This is a genomic window from Nonomuraea sp. NPDC049637 (genome assembly GCF_040675235.1).
GTDB lineage: Bacteria > Actinomycetota > Actinomycetes > Streptosporangiales > Streptosporangiaceae > Nonomuraea.
The window spans coordinates 119,940-137,802 of the sequence record NZ_JBFAOM010000005.1; the positions used below are offsets into that span (position 1 = coordinate 119,940).

General features: G+C 71.7%; 16 protein-coding genes. 10 read left to right on the top strand and 6 right to left on the bottom strand.

Annotation, left to right across the window (positions count from 1 at the left end; all coding sequences use genetic code 11):
- Position 1: 1 nt before the first annotated feature.
- From AB0J71_RS09250 to AB0J71_RS09265, 4 genes are all read left to right on the top strand, one after another.
- A complete protein-coding gene (locus tag AB0J71_RS09250) occupies positions 2-736 on the top strand; it encodes a phosphocholine cytidylyltransferase family protein (RefSeq protein ID WP_352321581.1) in 735 nt (244 codons plus the stop codon).
- 29 nt (positions 737-765) lie between these two features.
- Positions 766-1,806, top strand: a complete 1,041-nt coding sequence (locus AB0J71_RS09255) for an iron-containing alcohol dehydrogenase family protein (protein ID WP_352321655.1) — start codon at positions 766-768, stop codon at positions 1,804-1,806.
- Entirely contained in the window at positions 1,784-2,551 is a 768-nt protein-coding gene (locus AB0J71_RS09260; RefSeq protein ID WP_352321579.1) for a CDP-alcohol phosphatidyltransferase family protein, read from the top strand. The genes AB0J71_RS09255 and AB0J71_RS09260 overlap by 23 nt, the downstream gene beginning before the upstream one ends.
- 186 nt (positions 2,552-2,737) lie before the next feature.
- The gene (locus tag AB0J71_RS09265) at positions 2,738-3,622 is read left to right on the top strand and encodes a glycosyltransferase (protein WP_352321577.1); all 885 of its coding nucleotides are present in this window, start codon (positions 2,738-2,740) and stop codon (positions 3,620-3,622) included.
- Here the strand turns inward: AB0J71_RS09265 and AB0J71_RS09270 are convergent.
- From AB0J71_RS09270 to AB0J71_RS09290, 5 genes are all read right to left on the bottom strand, one after another.
- Positions 3,619-4,326, bottom strand: a complete 708-nt coding sequence (locus AB0J71_RS09270) for an acetoacetate decarboxylase family protein (RefSeq protein WP_352321576.1) — start codon at positions 4,324-4,326, stop codon at positions 3,619-3,621. The two genes, AB0J71_RS09265 and AB0J71_RS09270, sit on opposite strands and share 4 nt — an antisense overlap.
- 38 nt (positions 4,327-4,364) lie before the next feature.
- Positions 4,365-5,327 (bottom strand): glycosyltransferase, encoded by a 963-nt coding sequence (locus AB0J71_RS09275; protein WP_352321574.1) that lies wholly within the window; start codon positions 5,325-5,327, stop codon positions 4,365-4,367.
- Between the two features lie 56 nt (positions 5,328-5,383).
- Positions 5,384-6,439: an acyltransferase family protein gene (locus AB0J71_RS09280; RefSeq protein WP_364413536.1), complete on the bottom strand. Its 1,056-nt coding sequence runs from the start codon at positions 6,437-6,439 to the stop codon at positions 5,384-5,386.
- A gap of 315 nt (positions 6,440-6,754) precedes the next feature.
- Positions 6,755-8,392: an LCP family protein gene (locus AB0J71_RS09285; protein ID WP_364413538.1), complete on the bottom strand. Its 1,638-nt coding sequence runs from the start codon at positions 8,390-8,392 to the stop codon at positions 6,755-6,757.
- 143 nt (positions 8,393-8,535) lie between these two features.
- Positions 8,536-10,092, bottom strand: coding sequence for a hypothetical protein (locus AB0J71_RS09290; RefSeq protein WP_364413540.1), 1,557 nt, complete (start codon positions 10,090-10,092; stop codon positions 8,536-8,538).
- Between the two features lie 65 nt (positions 10,093-10,157).
- On the opposite strand from AB0J71_RS09290, the gene AB0J71_RS09295 reads away from it, so the two are divergent.
- From AB0J71_RS09295 to AB0J71_RS09310, 4 genes are read left to right on the top strand one after another with little or no spacing between them, the layout of a single operon-like run.
- Positions 10,158-12,182 carry a hypothetical protein gene (locus AB0J71_RS09295; protein WP_364413542.1) on the top strand — a complete coding sequence of 675 codons (2,025 nt, stop codon included), beginning with the start codon at positions 10,158-10,160 and terminating at the stop codon, positions 12,180-12,182.
- Positions 12,183-12,215: 33 nt separating this feature from the next.
- The gene (locus AB0J71_RS09300) at positions 12,216-13,043 is read left to right on the top strand and encodes a hypothetical protein (protein WP_352323369.1); all 828 of its coding nucleotides are present in this window, start codon (positions 12,216-12,218) and stop codon (positions 13,041-13,043) included.
- Positions 13,044-13,101: 58 nt separating this feature from the next.
- Positions 13,102-14,031, top strand: coding sequence for a glycosyltransferase family 2 protein (locus AB0J71_RS09305; protein WP_352323370.1), 930 nt, complete (start codon positions 13,102-13,104; stop codon positions 14,029-14,031).
- Between the two features lie 3 nt (positions 14,032-14,034).
- Entirely contained in the window at positions 14,035-15,099 is a 1,065-nt protein-coding gene (locus AB0J71_RS09310) for a glycosyltransferase family 4 protein (RefSeq protein WP_352323371.1), read from the top strand.
- Here the strand turns inward: AB0J71_RS09310 and AB0J71_RS09315 are convergent.
- Positions 15,000-15,959, bottom strand: coding sequence for a lysylphosphatidylglycerol synthase transmembrane domain-containing protein (locus tag AB0J71_RS09315; RefSeq protein ID WP_352323372.1), 960 nt, complete (start codon positions 15,957-15,959; stop codon positions 15,000-15,002). The two genes, AB0J71_RS09310 and AB0J71_RS09315, sit on opposite strands and share 100 nt — an antisense overlap.
- A gap of 91 nt (positions 15,960-16,050) precedes the next feature.
- On the opposite strand from AB0J71_RS09315, the gene AB0J71_RS09320 reads away from it, so the two are divergent.
- Both AB0J71_RS09320 and AB0J71_RS09325 read left to right on the top strand, forming a co-directional pair.
- Positions 16,051-16,878, top strand: a complete 828-nt coding sequence (locus AB0J71_RS09320; RefSeq protein ID WP_352323373.1) for a class I SAM-dependent methyltransferase — start codon at positions 16,051-16,053, stop codon at positions 16,876-16,878.
- Positions 16,875-17,783 carry a lysylphosphatidylglycerol synthase domain-containing protein gene (locus tag AB0J71_RS09325; protein WP_352323374.1) on the top strand — a complete coding sequence of 303 codons (909 nt, stop codon included), beginning with the start codon at positions 16,875-16,877 and terminating at the stop codon, positions 17,781-17,783. The genes AB0J71_RS09320 and AB0J71_RS09325 overlap by 4 nt, the downstream gene beginning before the upstream one ends.
- The last annotated feature ends 80 nt before the right edge of the window (positions 17,784-17,863 follow it).

Sequence of the window (17,863 nt, forward strand, 5' to 3'; positions counted from 1 at the left end):
GTTGCTGGGAATGGTTCTGGCCGCCGGGGCCGGACGACGCCTGCGGCCGTACACCGACACGCTGCCCAAGGCGCTCGTGCCGGTTGACGGCGAAACCACGATCATGGACATCTCGCTGCGCAACCTCGCCGAGGTGGACCTGCGGGAGGTCGTGGTCGTCGTCGGTTACGCGGCGCAGGCCGTGCACGACCGCAAGGAGGAGCTGGAGAGGCGCCACGGCGTCAAGCTCACCCTCGTGCACAACGACAAGGCCGAGGAGTGGAACAACGCCTACTCCCTGTGGTGCGCCCGCGACTACTTCGCCCAGGGCGTGCTGCTGGTCAACGGCGACACCGTCCACCCCGTCTCGGTCGAGAAGACGCTGCTGGCCGCCCCAGAGACCAGCGACGTCCTGCTCGCGGTCGACGACGTCAAGAAGCTGGCCGACGAAGAGATGAAGGTGACCCTCTCCCCGGAGGGCTCGCTGCGCCGCATCACCAAGCTGATGGACCCGGCCGAGGCGTACGGCGAGTACATCGGCGCCACGCTCATCAGGCCCGGCGCGGCCGAGCGGCTGGCCGACGCGCTCAAGGCGACGTTCGAGCGCGACCCCCAGCTCTACTACGAGGACGGTTACCAGGAGATGGTCGAACGCGGCGAGGCGATCCACGTCGCGCCCATCGGCGAGGTCGACTGGGTCGAGGTGGACAACCACGACGACCTGGCCAAGGCTCGCACCATAGCCGTTCGCTACTAGAGGGAGCGCGCATGCCGCTTCTAGCGAGGATGCTGCCGGCGCCCCTGACCATGGAGGTCAGGCGCGGCGCCGTCGCCGAGCTCGGCGCCCTGCTGGCCGACAGTCGCGTGGCCACCTCCGGCCGGGTGGCCGTGGCCGTCGGGCCCGGCCAGGGCGACCACATCGAGCGCCTGATCGCCCCCACCCTCGGCGAGGCCGAGGTGTTCCGGGTGAGCGACGGGTCGGTCGAGGCGGCCGTCTCACTCGGCGCCGACCTGCGCAAGGGCGCCTACGAGGTCGTCGTCGGGGTCGGCGGCGGCAAGACGATCGACGCGACGAAGTACGCCGCGTCCCTCGCGGGCATCCCCATGGTGGCCGTGGCCACCAACCTCTCCCACGACGGCATCTGCTCGCCCACCGCCTCCCTCGTCTACGAGGGGGGCAAGGGCACCTTCGGCGTGCCGATGCCGCTGGCCATCCTGGTCGACCTCGACTTCGTGCACAACGCGCCGAAGTCGCTGGTCAGGGCCGGCATCGGCGACGTCGTCAGCAACCTGTCGGCGATCGAGGACTGGCAGCTCGGCAGCGTCGAGCGCGGCGAGCCCATCGACGGCCTGGCCTGCTCGATGTCCCGCACCGCCGCCGAGGCGCTGGTCGGCCGGAGCGACGGCATCGAGTCCGACGCGTTCCTGACCGTCCTGGCCGAGTCGCTCATCCTCTCCGGCATGTCGATGGTCGTCGCCGGGTCGTCGCGGCCCGCGAGCGGTGGAGATCATGAGATCCTTCATGCCGTGGATCAGCTCTTCCCCGGCACCTCCAACCACGGCGAGCTCGCCGGCATAGGTGCCGCCTTCTGCTTCTTCCTGCGGGAGGACGCCGCCAGGGTGGCCCAGGTGGTCGACTGCCTGCGCCGGCACGAGCTCCCGGTCGTGCCCGCCGACATCGGGCTGACCGGCGAGCAGTTCGCCGAGGTGGTCGCGCTGGCGCCGTCGACCCGTCCCGGCCGTTACACGATCCTGGAGCACCTGCGCATGCAGGACTCCGAGATCCGCGATCGGGTGGGGGACTATGTCCGGGCCTTCGGTAGCTGAGCTGCGGCGGGTCGCCCAGCCCGAGGGCCATCTCGACCGCAGGAACGGCGAGCACTGGGCAGGCGTGCTCTACATGCGCCGGCTGTCCATCTACGTCACGTGGCTGACGAGCAAGACGTCGGTCACGCCCAACCAGCTCACCTGGGTGATGACGGTCGCCGGGGTCGCGGCGGGCTTCGTGCTGGCCCTGCCGGGGCTGTGGGCGGCCGTGCTGGCCGCCCTGCTCGTCCAGGTCTACCTGCTGCTCGACTGCTCCGACGGCGAGCTGGCCCGCTGGACGGGCAAGACGTCGCTGGCCGGGGTCTACCTCGACCGCGTCGGGGCCTACTTCACCGAGGCGGCCGTGCTGGCCGGGCTCGGCTGGCGGGCCTCGGCCGTCCTGCCCGACTGGTACACCGTGCTCGGCTTCGCCGCCGCGCTCGGCGCCATCCTCATCAAGGCCGAGACCGACCTGGTGGAGGTGGCGCGGGCCAAGGGCGGGCTGGGCGCGTCCTCCGAGGCGTCGGCGGTGCAGTTCCGTTCGGGGCTGCTCGGTCTGGGCAGGAGGATCCTGGCGGCGACGAAGTTCCATCGGATCATGCAGCCGATCGAGCTGTCGCTGCTCGCGGTGGCGGCCGCGGTGATCGACCTGGCGACCGGCACGCTCGGGGCCTCCCGCGTGCTCATCGTGGCCTGCGCGATCGCCGCCGCGCTGCAGACCGTGCTTCATCTGATCAGCATTATGGCGTCGAGGCGGCTTGGGTGATCTCATGTCGGAACCGGAGGAGCTTCCCGTCCGTCGTATTGATCGGACGTCCGCCGTTCGGTGGGGGTTCACCATCGGTTCCGATACGCTTAGCTCCACCATTGTCAACAAGATGCAGACCAGCAGACTCGGTGATCATGAAAGAATGCTCCGCTCGTGTCCTCAACGCGTCAGGACGATGACCCGTTGAAGATCTCGTGCGTCATCCTCACCATGGGCAACCGGGTCGCGGAGCTGAACCGGGCCGTCGAGTCCGCGCTCAACCAGGTCGACGGCGACGTCGAAGTGGTGATCGTGGGCAACGGCGCCGACGTGCCCCAGGTGTCGGCCACGCCACCCGAGGGCTCGGCCGCGGTCGTGAAGACGATCCGGCTCGACCACAACACCGGCATTCCCGCCGGCCGTAACCGCGGCGTCGAGGAGTGCTCCGGCGACGTCGTGCTGTTCCTCGACGACGACGGCTGGTACGCCAACCAGAAGGTCGTCGCCCACGTGCGCGACCGGTTCGCCACCGAGCCCGACCTCGCGGTCATCTCCTTCCGGGTGATGGACCCCGAGGGCGGCGTCGGCCAGCGGCGGCACGTGCCCCGGCTGCGCGCGGGCGACCCGCAGCGCTCCTCGCCGGTCACCACGTTCCTGGGCGGCGCCTCGGCCGTGCGGCGTTCGGCCTTCCTCCAGGTCGGCGGCCTGCCGGAGCGGTTCTTCTACGCGCACGAGGAGACCGACCTGGCCTGGCGCCTGCTGGGCGAGGGCTACCGGATCGAGTACGACGCCGAGACCGTCATGTACCACCCGCAGGTCCCGCCGACCAGGCACGCGCAGTTCTACCAGCTCAACGCCCGTAACCGGGTCTGGCTGGCGCGGCGCAACCTGCCGTGGCCGCTGGCGTTCCTCTACCTGACCAACTGGGTGGTGCTCACCCTGATCCGCGAGCGCCGTTCGGGGGTCGCGATCAAGGCGTGGTTCTCCGGCTTCTTCGAGGGGCTGCGCACGCCCGCGGGCGAGCGTCGTCCCATGGCCTGGCGCACCGCCTGGCGCATGGTCAAGCTCGGCCGCCCGCCGATCGTCTAGGCCGTCTCCGCCTCGCCGAAGATCATCGAGGCATGGGAGACGGTCGAGGCGAACAGCGCCCGCTTGGGCAGCCCCAGCTCGCTGAGCTCCTTGGCGATGGGGTGGTTGCCCAGGCGGATCAGCGCGCCGCCCGGCCGCACGCGCGTGCCCCCGGCCCGTACGGACCAGGGGATGCGCCGCGTGACGCCCTCCAGATGGGTGAAGGCGTCGAGCGGCGCCATGGCGGCCGGCGCCGGCACGCCGGGCCTGATCAGCAGGTCGAGCACGAGCCTGCCGTCCTTGCGCAGCACACACCGCTTGTACGGCGACCCGAGCCGCAGCTCGATGTCGGCCAGCTCCTTGGGGAACCCCCAGATCGTGCGCCCCGCCTCCAGCGTGAACCGCTGGTCGACGGGCAGCCAGTGGACGAAGACGCCCGCGCCGCGCAGGTCACCGAGCCCGACCGAGCCCGCGGCCCCCGGCCGCCGGATCAGGAAGGCCATCCCGAACTCGTGGTAGGCGTCCAGGTCGCCTTCGCGGTAGTCGACGAACACCAGCACGCACACGGCCTTGCCGGGGAACACCTCGGCCACGTCGAGGCCGGAATAGGCGATCACCGCCCGCGCCGCGTCGGCCCGCACCGCGTAGAAGGCGCTGCAGACCTCGGCGTCCTGCACTCGCACAGGCATGCCCACCGTCCGGCCCTGGATCAGATGCGATGCCATGGGTCCAGTACATCAACCCGGGAGCCCGCTGGCCATTCCTACACCGCCAGCGCGTGTTCCGGCAGGGCCGCCCACGACTCGGCCAGCTTGACGAAGTCCGCCGCCCGGTCGGGCCAGTGGTGGCGCAGCCGGGCCTCGGCGTGCCCGACCGCTCCCAGGTCGGCCCGCCGCACGGGGTCCTCCTTGAGGTCCAGGACGGCGTCCAGCAGCGCGTCCACGTCCCGGGGCACCACCAGGCCGCAGCCGACGGCCCGGACCAGCGGGGCGGCCTGCGGGGTGGCGATCACCGGCAGGCCGCGGCCCATGTAGTCGAGGATCTTCGTGGGCGGCTCGGTCACGGTGTCGGCGGCCAGGGACAGCCCGGCCAGCGCGCCCTCGGACATGCGCAGGGCGTGCCGGTTGGGCACGTACCCGAACCAGTCGAGCAGGCCGACGCGCTGGGCGTCGCGCAGCAGCGGGCGCACGTCGCGGTCGGCGGCGCCGATGAGGTCCATCCGGATGCCGTGCGGCGCCAGGCGCTCGGCCAGGGCGATCAGCTCGGCCACGCCGCGCTCGGCCGACAGGCGGCCGATGTGCACGACCCTGGTGTCGCCGGGAAGTGGCGGGCTGGGCGACACCAGGGTCGCTTCGGGCACCACCGCGGAGGTGATCACGTGGTGCCGTCTCTCCGCGCGGGCCCGCCGCCTGGGCGAGACGTCCTCGCGGACGTCCCAGACGACCGGAGGGCGCCGGTGGGGCAGCGCACGCAGCAGCCGGTGATCGTGCACGATCAGCAGATCGGCGTCCCGCACGCCGCGCCTGAGCGCCGCCCGGGCCTTCCCGTACGGGGCCTGCCGGGCGACGTCGACCGCGGTGAGCCCGACGGCCGGGGTGACGTTGTAATAGGTGAACGGCGCGACGTAGGTCACCTCGTGGCCCGCGTCGAGCAGCGCCCTGATCTGCCGGTGCATGATCCGGGCGTCCTCGGGATGATGGACGGTGGTGGCGACACATGCGCGCATGTGTCGATGCTCCGCGCCTACCAGGTCAAAGGCGTTAACTCAGGTGGAAGGGCCGCTTAACTTCCAGAGGGACGGCGATAGAGCCAGGTCAGGCGGGGTTCGAGCACCCACTTGAAGACCGTGCGCGTCTCCGGCAGGCACAACACGATCGCCAGGGCGAACGAGCTGCACGCGATGGCGAGCACGCCGAGCGGGCCGTGCAGCCACGGCAGCGCCAGCCAGCCCTGGTCCTTGGCGATCAGGACGGGGATGCCGTGGAGCAGGTAGCAGTAGAGCGTGCGGGTGCCGAGGTCGGAGTACCAGGTCTCGCCGCGCGGCACCAGCGCCAGCACCGCGAAGGACATCGCCAGGGCGCAGACCAGCAGCCCGACCTTGAGCAGCAGGCCCATCCACCAGGACAGGTCCATGTCCTGGAAGCTGTGCTTGAAGTAGAACGGGTCGAGCGGCGCCTTGGGCGCGATGACGATGGCCACGGCCGCAGCGCAGAGCAGCGTGACCCCCGACGCGATCTTGATCCACAGCTTGTTGAGCATCTCGAAGTGCTCGGGCTGCATCACCAGGCCGATGACGAAGAACGGCAGCAGGCCGAAGAAGCGGTCCATGCTGAAGTCGCCGGTGATCTGCGAGAAGCCGGCGAACATGTAGATCACGATGGCCACCGGGACCGGGTGCTTCATCCGCTTCCACACGGGTGTGGACAACCGCCAGAACAGCAGCGCCAGCAGGTACCAGTTGAGCCACGCCGGGTCGATGATCGTGAGGCTCCACTTCTGGCCGAGCCCGTAGCGGACGGCGGCGTAGCCGATCTCCACGATCACGTACGGCACGACGAACGTGTCGACGAGCTTGTTCGTCTTCGCGTTGGAGTTCCAGAAGTTCCTGGACAGGTAGCCACTGATCAGCACGAACAGCGGCATGTGGAACATGTAGATGTAGATGTAGAGCGCTCTGGAGGAATGGGTCGAGAGCGTTGGCACCAGCGAGTGGCCCAGCGGCACGAGCGCGATCAGGATGAACTTGACGTTGTCGAGGTAGGGGTCGCGCCGGCGCTTGGGCGGCTCGGGCTCCTCGACGGGCTCCTGCCGCTCCTCGGGGCGCTCGGCCGTCGGCATGCCGTGGGGGTCGGTCTGGTTGCCCCAGACCGGCTCCTGAGGCAGGGGCCAGCGAGCTCCAGTGTTCGCCGGCCCGCCTTCCTCGACGGGGCCGTCAGGGCTCCGCGGGGTCGTGACCGGTGGGGAGAACTTTGTGTCAGACACTGGGGAGCTCAGCTTCGCTAGGGGCCGGGGTGCACGACGCAACTCTGACATTTCACACTTACAACCGCCTTACAGCGGCCGTGTCGCGCTGCGTCGCCGACCCGCAAACATTATCCCGATCTAGTGGTCCCTGTCTCACCAGAAGTCCGGTTCCACAGGGAACTTGGAGCCTCAGGTGCACACGTTCTTCTGGTCGGCGGCCGTGATGGTGCTGTTGTTCACGCTGTCAGGAAGCTTGGTCACCTTGACCGACTTGAAGTCGGAGCCGACCACGAGCTGGATCACCGGAGCGCCCTTGCCGCCCGCGCCGGCGGCCGTGCCGGTGGTGCCGGAGGTGTAGGGCTGCGGGTTGGTCGCGGTGACCTTGCCCGCCGAGGGAGCCGGCTTGGGCAGCACCGCGCCGGACAGCACGGCCGCGTAGTCGGCGCCGGTGGCGGCGCCCTTGGCGTAGTGGATCTCGCTGGCGGGCAGGCTCGCGCCGTCGGCGGCCTGGTAGTTGCCCACGCCGACGACGTTGAAGCCCTGCTTGGCCAGCTCGTCGGCCACCAGGCGGGCCTTGCCCGGCGTGGTGGTGCCGTTGAGCACCTGCACCTTCACCTGCTCGGGCTTGGGCGTGACCTTGGGCTTGGTGCTCGCGCTGGCACTCGCGCTCGGGGCCGGGTCGGGGAGCTCGGTGTCGCTGATGATCGAGGCCCACAGCGCGGAGGCGTCGGGCTCCTTCCAGATCACCCGGTTGGGGTCCTGCGGGTCGGGCAGCCACGGGATCGTGGTGAGCTGCACGCCGCCCGCGGTCAGCTCCTTGGCGCTGGTGGCGATGTCGATGAGCTGCTGGGTGTCGTTGGCCAGCTCGGGGTCCATGGTGACCGAGCCCGCGGCCGCCTTGATGAAGCCGGTCAGCTTGCCGATGTCGGTCAGCAGCTCGCTGCTCGTGGCCTTGGCGATGACCTTGCTCAGGAAGATCTGCTGGCGCTTGATGCGCTGGATGTCGCTGCCGTCGCCGTAGTGGCGCAGACGTACGTAACCGAGCGCCTTCTCACCGTTGAGCAGGCTCTTGCCCGGAGGCAGGACGAGATGGGACGCCTTGTCGTTGACGCCGGACTTGAGGCAGATCTCGATGCCGCCGAGGGCGTCGACGATGTTCTTGAAGCCGCTGAAGTCGACCTCGACGAAGTGGTTGATGCGGATCTGGGTGAGCGTCTCGATCGTGGAGATCGTGCACGCGATGCCGCCGGAGTTGTACGCCGAGTTGATCATGTCCCGGCGGGGCGGCATCTCGGCCTTGGTCGTCTCGTTCTTGCACTTCGGGATCTGCACCATCGAGTCGCGCGGGAAGCTGATCAGGCGCGCCTTGTCCCGGTTGGGGGAGATGTGCATGACGATGATCGTGTCGGTGCGCTTGCCGCCGGCGTCGGCCGTCCTGGCGAGCTGCTGGCCGTATTTGGCGTTGCCCTTGCCCGCGCGGGTGTCGGAGCCGACGAGCAGCACGTTGAGCGCGCCCGTGTCGCGCGGACGCGGGTTGATGATGTCTTCTTTGACGCTCTTCTGGGTGATGTTGCCGAAGGCGTCCCGGTAGACGGTGTAACCGGTCAGCGCGCCGGCCACCATGACCGTGGTGGCGGCGATGCTGACCCAGGCCAGCACCCGCATCTTGCCCTGACCGCCGCCGCCGCCGTCGCCGCGGTGGCCGCGCGTGGGCCGGTCGTCGGGCGGGGGAGGCGGGGAGCCCGCGGCCCTTCGCGCCATCCGGCTGCCCGGAGCGCTGGGGGCGACCCTGGCGTCCTGGACGGACGCGCTCCTGTAGTCACTCATACGCCCCCTAGCCTCGTTCCTTGCGCCAACGCGCCGGCTTGGTCGCTCCGCGCCACGAGATTAGGTCACGTACGGCGTGCCCGGTGCCATGACCGCCGGAAACGACCGTGACCCGGGCGTGATGTTTCCGCGGCACAGCATACTCAGAGCCGGACATTTCGTGGAATATCATTGCCAAAGTCTTTCCCGCTTTCTGACCGTCCCCGCAGGTCAGGCCGGACGCTCAGGGCCGCCGCAAGGCAGGCCAGAGGCACGGCCGGGAGCACGTACCGGTAGTCGAACTCGGCCACGGCGGGCGGTGTGACGAGCAACACAACGGCCGCCGCCCAGGGCACCGCCCACGCCGGCGGACCGGCGTGCCGCAGGCCCCGCGCCCTGCGCACGGCGGCCGCGACGGGCGGCGCGAGCAGGAGCGCCAGCAGCACCGGGCCGGGCAGGCGCACCACGCTCTGGTAGCCCCGCAGCCATCCGGCGTAGGGCTCGACGATCTCCGTACCGATCGCACCCTGCTCGTAGAGCTTGGCATAGTCGGCGCCGACCTGCGCGGGATAGCGGCCAGGTGGGCCGGGCGGGGTCGCCGGGAACTCGTAGTAGGCGTAGACCTCCGCGTCGGGGTAGACCGGCCGCCCCCACGCGAACGTGCGGGCCAGCTCGGCCAGCACCGAGCCCGCGTAGTCGAGCGGCTGGCTGGTGACGGCCAGGGTCGCGAACCTGGAGGCCAGGTCGTCGTTCGCCTTGGTGAACGTGATCCCCGGCAGCTTCACCAGCGGGGAGTCCTTGCTCCAGATGTACTCCTGCGACGGCGGCCGCAGCTCCGGCGGACGGGGGTCGCACAACACCCGCAGGTCGGCCGGCGGGTGCATTTTCGCGCAGTCGGCGAAGGACATCGTGCGGGCGTAGAGGAAGACGCCGTTCGCGCCCACCAGGCCGACGCGGTGGTAGGTGGCGTAGAACCAGCCGCCGTAGGCGACGACCGGGACCAGCGCGGCGACGAGCAGCACCCCGGCCAGGCCCACGCGCCTGCGCAGCACGAACCACGCGGCCAGGACGACGATGAGCGGCTGGCCGACGGTCCTGGTCAGGGTGGCGGCGGCCAGCAGCAGGCCGACGGCGGCGACGATGGCGCGCCTCTCGGTCATGCTCAGTGCCACGGCGGCCACGACCAGGAACAGGAACAACGTGTCGGAGACCAGCAGGTGCTCCAGCTCGATCTGGTACGCGTCGAGCAGCACGGGCACGGCCGCGAGCGTGCGCGCCCAGCGCGGGGCCCGGCGCGCGGCCACGTAGACGAGAACGCCGGTGGCCAGGCCGAGCAGGTGTTGCGCGGCGGTGACCGCCCAGAAGCCGTGGAAGGGCTCCAGGAGCTTCATGAACATCGAGTAGCCCGCCGGGCGCACCAGGTCGGGGCGCGGCCGGAAGACGGTGACGACGTAGGTGTAGGAGTCGGGGAACCACAGGGCCGGGCGGTAGCCGAGCATGGCGAGCGCGCGCAGGGCCGCGCCGACCGCCAGCACCCCGGCGAACCAGCCGTGCCGCCGCCACCATCCGGCCTCCCGGACGCGCGCCGACCAGCCGTGCCGCCGCCAGCCGGGCTCCCGGGCGCCGGAGGCGAGCCGCCGCCAGATGGGCTCCTGGACGCGGGCGGGGGTTCCCGCGCGCGGCTCCGGTCTCACCCGCTGGTCATCCCGCTCCTCCTGCACCTCGCGTACGCTACCCGCGTTTCCGCGGACGCCGTGACTCCGGCGTTGGATACGCTCGCTCACCGATGGAACGTGATCGATCGGGCCGCGTACTGGCCGCGTTGTCGGTGTCGCCCGCGCTCGCCCTGGCGGGCTGGCTGCTCGCGGGCCTGCCGCTGCTGCTGGCCGGCCGGTTCGCGCCGCTGCCCGCGCTGCTGCTCGGGGCGCCCGCGGCGGCGCTGCTGTGCTGGGCGGGCACGCGCGGCGTCCTGCGCGGGACGCGGGGCGCGGGCCAGGGCGTCCAGGCCACGCCCTGGCAGGTGGCCGGGGTCGTGGCGGTGGCCGCCGGGTCGGGCGTGTTCAACGTCGTCATGCATTCCGAGCAGCTGCTGGTCCGGCGCGACCCGGCGACCTACGCCCAGTACGCCGCCTGGATCGCCGGGCACGGCTCGCTGCCGATCCCGGACCAGGCGGCGGCGTTCGGCGGCCACCATCCCTCCCTGTTCTTCGACAGCGTCGGCACGTACCCGGTGGACGGCGGGGTGGTGCCGCAGTTCATGCCGGGGCCGCCGCTGGTGTTCGCGGTCGGCGACTGGCTGGGGGCGCCGTTCGCGGTGCCGGCCGTGCTGGGGGCGCTGGCCGTGCTGACGGTGGCCGGGGTGGCGGCGCGGCTGGCCGGCGGCCGGTGGGCGGTGCTCGCGGCGGCGGCGTTCGCGGTGAGCCTGCCGATCCTGTACACCTCGCGCACGACGTTCAGCGAGATCCCGTCGCTGATCCTGCTGTTCGGCGGGCTGGCGCTGGCCCAGGACGCGATCGAGGCCGAGCGGCCGGGCTGGCGGCAGGGGCTGCCGGCCGGGCTGGTGCTGGGGCTGGCGGTGCTGGTCAGGGTCGACGGGCTGCGCGACGTGCTGCCGGTGCTGGCGTACGCGGGGCTGCTGGTCGCGATGCGGCGTTCCGGCAGGCCGCAGGGCGCGGTGGGGGCGCCGCTGCTGGCGGGGCTGGTGGCGGGGGCGGGGCTGGGGCTGCTGGCGGCGTATGTGCTGGCCCGGCCGTACCTGGAGTATCTGTCCGCATCCGTGCGGCCGCTGCTGCTCATCTGCGCGGTCGTGCTGGTGCTGACGCCGGTCGGCGTGGCCGCCGCGCCCGCGCTGGCCAGGTTCCGGCCGCCGCGGTGGTTGCCGACGGCGGGGGCCGCGCTGGTCGTGCTGGTGATGGCCGGTCTGTACGCCCGCCCCTGGTTCCAGACCGTGACCAGGAAGGCCGCGAACCTCGACGACGCCCGCACGGCCGAGTTCATCGCTCAGATCCAGCAGGCCAACGGCCTGCCCGTGCAGGCGGACCGGCTCTACTTCGAGCTATCGCTCCACTGGGTGACCTGGTACATCGGCATCCCGGCCGTCGTGCTGGCCACGGTCGCGGCGGCCGTGCTGCTGCGCAGGCTGCTGCGCGACGGCAGGCCGTTCGTCTGGCTGCTGCCGCTGGCGATGATCGGCTGGACGACGGTCACCACGCTGCTGCGGCCCGAGATCACCCCCGACCAGCCGTGGGCCTCCCGGCGGCTGGTCCCGGTCGTGATCCCGGGGCTGATCGTGCTGGCGGTGTGGGGCCTGGGCTGGCTGCGCGAGCGGTCGTGGCCGCGCGAGCAGGTCCGGCGGTGGGCGACGGTCGCGGGGGTGCTGCTGGTGCTCGCGCCACCGGTGGTCACCTCGATCGGCACCGCGTTCACGCCGGTCGAGCGGGGGGAGGCGGCGGCGGTCCGGTCGATGTGCGCGGCGCTGCCGGCCGAGGCGTCGGTGTTGTTCGTCGAGCGGGTGACCGGCGACCGGTTCACCCAGCTCGTCCGGGGGATGTGCGGACGTCCGGCGGCGCAGGTGGCGCGGCCCCCGGGGCGTGACCTGGCGGAGGAGCCGCAGGTCCGGGCCGCCGTCGAGCGGGTCAGGGCGGCCGGCCGGGTGCCGGTCGTGCTGGCCGCCGACCCCGCCCAGGTGGCCCCCTACGGGACGCCGCGGCAGATCATGGGCCTGGTCACGCGCCAGGACGAGCGCTCGCTCGTGGACCCGCCCGACGGGACGTGGTCCTTGCGGGTGAACGTATGGATGGCGGTGGGTTGACCCCGCTCGGGACACATCGCGATAGTTCTGGACATGTCTGACACCGACGAGCTGTCGTTCGGCGACGACCGGGAGCCCTGGTTACGGCCCTGGATCAGAGCCCACCGAAGGACGGCGGCGACGGTCGCGGCGGCCGTCCTGCTGGTGGCGGCGCTCGGCGGGGGCGGCTGGTACCTGCACCTGCGCTCGCTCCTGCCCTCGCCGCCGCCCGTCGGCGCGCTGCCCGTCGTGGACGGCTTCACCGTCACGCTGTGCACCGAGGGCACCCAGGGCTGCCCGCCGGGCACCGCCGAGCGGGTGCTGGCGCTGGTCCGGCGGATCCCCGAGGCGGTCGCGCCCACGCTGGTGCCCGCCGACGAGGTCGAGCGGCGCTGGGCCCAGCGAGTGATCATCGATGAGGGGCTGGCGAAGCCCCGCGAGGCGAGCTGGATCCCGATGATCGAGGGCGGGGTGCGCGGCCCGGCCGACTACGACGCCGTCCGGCGGGGGCTGGCCGAGGAGAAGGGCGTCCTGCTGCTGCCCCGGGTTCCCGACTTCTGGCGGGGCAAGGCGGACCTGACCATCGTGATGTGCGGTCAGTGGCAGGAGGACGCCGCCTGCCGGACGGTGGCGACCGAGGCGCAGCGCGACGCCGTCGTGGCCCGGCTGCGCGAGCTGGACGGCGTGACCGAGGTGTTCCTCCAGGACAAGCCGTTCGGGCTGCGGCTGGCCCGGCTCTATCGGGGCGACGCGCGGCCTCTCACGCTCGCCGAGATCCCCGAGGTGCTGTACGTGCGCTTCGACGACCCGGCCAGGGCCAGGGCGGTGGGTCAGGAGATGCTCAGGATGCCCGGCGTAGGATGGTCACAGCTGATCAAGTGAGCGTAAAGCCCGTCGATGTGGACTCGGCTTCCAGCGGGGCAGAGTACCCTCGACCCCCGTGAGCACGCTTGAGACCCCCAAGAGTGGACCTGCCGTGGAAGAAGCGCCGTACGTCACGATCGTCCTGCCCTGCTACAACGAGCAGGACCACGTCATCGACGAGGTCGAGCGCATCACGCGGGCGATGGACTCCAGCGGCTACACCTACGAGCTGGTCGCCGTCGACGACTGCTCGACCGACCAGACCCTGGCCCGGCTCGAAGAGGCCGCGCCCGACTACCCCCACCTGCGCATCCGCGCCTTCCACCGCAACGGCGGCTCGGGCACCGTGCGCCGCATCGGCACGCAGGAGGCCAGGGGCGAGATCGTCGTCTGGACCGACGCCGACATGACCTACCCCAACGAGCGCATCCCCGAGCTGGTCCAGATCCTGGAGAAGGACCAGACGATCGACCAGGTCGTCGGCGCGCGCACCACGGAGGAGGGGTCGCACAAGATCCTGCGGGTGCCGGCCAAGTGGGTGATCCGCAAGGTGGCCGAGAAGCTCGCCGGGCAGAAGATCCCCGACCTCAACTCGGGGCTGCGCGCCTTCCGCAAGTCGGTGGCCCGCCCCTACCTGCGGCTGCTGCCGCCCGGGTTCTCCTGCGTCACGACGATCACGCTGTCGTTCCTGTCCAACCAGCACGACGTCTACTACCTGCCCATCGAGTACGCCAAGCGGGCCGGCAAGTCGAAGTTCAGCTTCGTCTCCGACGCCTACCGCTACATCCTGCAGGTGCTGCGGATGATCATGTACTTCAACCCGCTCAAGGTGCTCATGCCGCCCGCGCTCTGGCTGGTGGCGATCGGGTTCGTGAAGGGCGTCTGGGACATGATCCGGCAGCCGTTCTACTTCCCGGCCAACACCGTCATGATCTTCCTGTCGGGCCTGCTGATCGGCTCGGTGGCGCTGCTGGCCGACCTGATCGTGCGGTCGCGGGGGGAATAGCGCGTGCGCATCGCGATCGTCGGCCCGACCCATCCGTACAAGGGGGGCGGGGCGCAGCACACCACCGAGCTGGCGCACCGGCTGGCGGCCCAGGGCCACGACGTGGTGATCGAGTCGTGGCGGGCCCAGTACCCGTCGTTCCTCTACCCCGGGCAGCAGACGATCTCCGAGCCCGAGGGCACGCCGTACCCGCGGACCGCGCGGCGGCTCGACTGGCGGCGGCCCGACGGGTGGTACGCGGCGGGACGCCGGTTGCGCACGGCCGACCTGGTGGTGCTGGCGGTGCTGAGCTCCGTCCAGGTTCCTCCGTACCTGGGGATCCTGTCCGGGATCCGGCGTAAGGCCCGGACGGTCGCGCTCTGCCACAACGTGCTGCCGCACGAGCGCAAGCCGTACGACCAGCCGCTGATGAGGGCGCTGCTGCGGCGGGTCGACGGCGTGCTGGCCCACTCCGAGCAGCAGGCCGAGCTGGCCAGGGGGCTCGCGCCGGGCAAGCCGGTCGGGGTGGCGGGGCTGCCGCCGCACCTGCCGTCCACGTCGGCCGAGAAGTCCGGCGGGGTGCGCCGGCGGTTGTTGTTCTTCGGGATGGTCCGCCCGTACAAGGGGCTCGACCTGCTGCTGCGGGCGTTGCCCGAGGGCGTCTCGCTCACCGTGGCGGGCGAGTTCTGGGGCGGCCTCGACGAGACGAAGGCGCTGATCGACGAGCTGGGCCTGGCCGACCGGGTGGAGCTGCGGCCCGGGTACGTCCCCGCCGCCGACGTGCCGAAGCTGTTCGCCGCGGCCGACGCGCTGGTGCTGCCGTACCGCAGCGCCACCGCCAGCCAGAACGTCTGGCTCGGCCACGAGCACGGCGTGCCGGTGATCGCCACCCGGGTGGGCGCGCTGGCCGACCACGTGACCGACGGCGTCGACGGCCTGCTGGTCGAGCCGGGCGACGCCGGGGCGCTGCGCGCGGCGATCGAGCGCTTCTACGCCTCGGGCGAGCCGGAGAGGTTGCGGTCGGGGGTCAAGGCGGTCGATCCCGAGCCGTTCTGGGCCGCGTACGCGGGCGCGCTGCTCGCGCTCTGACGGCCCAGCAGGAACGCCGCCCCCGCGGCGACCGCGTCGGCCAGCGTGAACGCCAGCCGCGACACGATCGCCACCGCGATGGCCGGAGCGGTGCCGATGACCGGCCCGAGCACCAGCACGAGCGCGCCCTCCCGCACGCCCACCCCGGCCGGCACCACGAAGGCCAGGATGCCGGTGCACCAGGCGAACGCGTACGCGCCGGTCGCCACCAGGTAGAGGTCGGGGCGGCCGGACAGCAGCCAGGTGTGCAGGCCGTAGACGAACCAGCCGAGCGCGGTCCAGGCCACCGTGACGACGACCGTGCGGCCGGGCAGCACGCTCTCCAGCGGCTCCTTGCGGGCGATCCGCAACGCCAGGTTGAGCCCCCAGGTGAGCACCTTGGGATGCAGGCACACGATGATCACCGGCACCAGCAGCACCACGTACCAGGCCCGGCGGACGGCCTCGTGCGAGCTCAGCGTGGCGGCGGCGATCGAGATGCCGACGCCCAGGTTGACCACCAGCCCGAGCGAGATCGTGGCGAACGTGCGCCGCGGCGGGCTCCCGTGGTCGCGCCCGAGGTCCATCATGGCCGCGTACGCCCACACCGCGCCCGGGATGTACTTGCCGAGCTGGCCCACGAACATGATCCGTCCGGCCACCCGCAGCGGCAGCCGGGTGCCGAGCCCCGCCATGATCTGCCGCCAGGCCGCCAGCATGCAGACCTGCCCGGCCAGCACCGCGCCGAACGCCCCGAGCACCGCCCACGGCGACAGCCTGGAGAGGGCCTGCGTGGTGTCGTGCCAGTTCCGCGCCAGGCCGTAGCCGAGGAAGGCGAGGGCGACCAGCGCGAGCAGGACGCGCAGCAGGCGGCGCAACATCAGCCCAGGCTACGCGGGAGCCCGGGCGGAGAGCCAGCATGTGGGGCAGGTCAGCCTGCCGAGGCCCGCGGCGCGGGTACTGTTGGGCGACGTGGGCAAGCAACGGGTCGCGCAGCTCGAGTACTCCGAATTCCAGTCGGCCATGCTCGACGAGGACAAACGCCGCCGCAAGGCCGCGAAGATCATCGCCGTGCTGGAGCACTTCCAGGGGCCGCTCGGCGGGCTGACCGTGGGCGACGTCGGCTGCTCTGCCGGGTTCATCGCCGACGAGCTGGCCCAGGCCGGGGCCAAGCACACGCTGGGCATCGACATCGACGTGCCGGGGCTGCGCAAGGCCGCCGACCGGTTCGGCGAGCGGGTGGCGTTCGTCTGCGGCGACGGCACGGCGCTGCCCTTCCCCGACGGGTCGATCGACGTGCTGGTGTTCAACCACATCTACGAGCACGTGGTCGACCCCGACGCCGTGGTGGCCGAGATGCACCGCGTGCTGTCCGACACCGGGGTGCTCTACCTCGGGCTCGGCAACCGGCTCGGGGTCGTCGAGCCCCACTACAAGCTGCCGTTCCTGTCGTACCTGCCGCCCGCGCTGGCCGACCGTTACGTGCGCGCGTTCGGCCGGGCCGACCACTACTACGAGCGGTTCAGGACCCGGCGGGGGCTGCGCCGGATGTTGCGCGCCTTCCACGTGTGGGACTACACGTTCCCGGTGCTGGCCACCCCGACCAGGTTCGCCGGGTCGGAGCTGTTCCCCGGCCTGCCGGGCCGGCTGGTCAAGGCGGTGCTGGCCCGCGCGCCGCGCGAGGTGCTGCGGCTGCTGCTGCCCGTCGTGCCGACGTACCTGTGGGTGGCCACCAAGACCCCGCGCAGGCCCGCGGGGCCGGCGCTGCCGCAGCCGCCCGAGCGGGTCCGGCCGCTGTGAGCCTCGTGGACGAGACCGGCGCGAGCGCGATCCCCAAGCGGTCGCTGCCGCGCCGGCTGCTGCGCTTCGGCTTCCTCGCCGTCGCGCTCGCCTTCGGCGCGTGGGCGGTGGCCAGGCAGTGGGACGCCGTGGTGGCCGGGTTCGCCCGGCTGTCGTGGCCGGCGCTGGCCGGGTCGCTCGTCGCCGTGGTCGCCGCGCTGCTCGGGGCCATGCTCACCTGGCGTACGCTGCTGGCCGACCTGGGCTCGCCGCTGCCGCTGCGGCCGGCCGCCAAGGTGTTCTTCGTCGGCCAGCTCGGCAAGTACATCCCCGGCGCGGTCTGGCCGGTGCTCGCCCAGATGGAGATGGGCCGCGACCTCGGCGTGCCGCGTCCGCGCAGCGCCGCGGCGTTCTTCCTGATGATGCCCGTCCAGATCGCCAGCGGCCTGCTCGTCACGCTGGTCACGCTGGGCTGGCACCGGTTCGGCTGGGTGCTGCTGTTCATCCCGCTGCTGCTGGTGCTGCTGGAGCCCAAGGTCGTCAACGGCGTGATCGGCTTCGGCCTGCGCAGGCTGAAGCGCGAGCCCCTGGAACGCCCGCTCACCCGCCGCGGCATGCTCACCGCGCTCGGCTGGGCGCTGGCCGGCTGGACCGCCTACGGCGTGCACTTCTACTTCGTCGCGCCGCAGGGCGGCCTGCTGTTCGCCGTCGGGGCCTTCGCGCTGTCGTGGTGCCTGGGCATCGTGACCTTCGTCGTGCCGGCCGGGGCCGGGGTGCGCGAGGTGGCGATGGTGGCGGTGCTCGCCCCCGTGCTCGACAGCGGCGCGGCCATCGCGGTGGCCCTCTGCTCCCGCATCGTCATCATCGTCGGGGACCTGATCTGCGCAGGTATGGCGGGAATTGCCGCACGTCGCGACTCGGTGTGATTTGGCCCACGATTTGGGGGAGGGTGGTCATAAGCTGAATCAAAGAGGGGGGACTTGCCAGGTCCCACGTCGATCTTGAG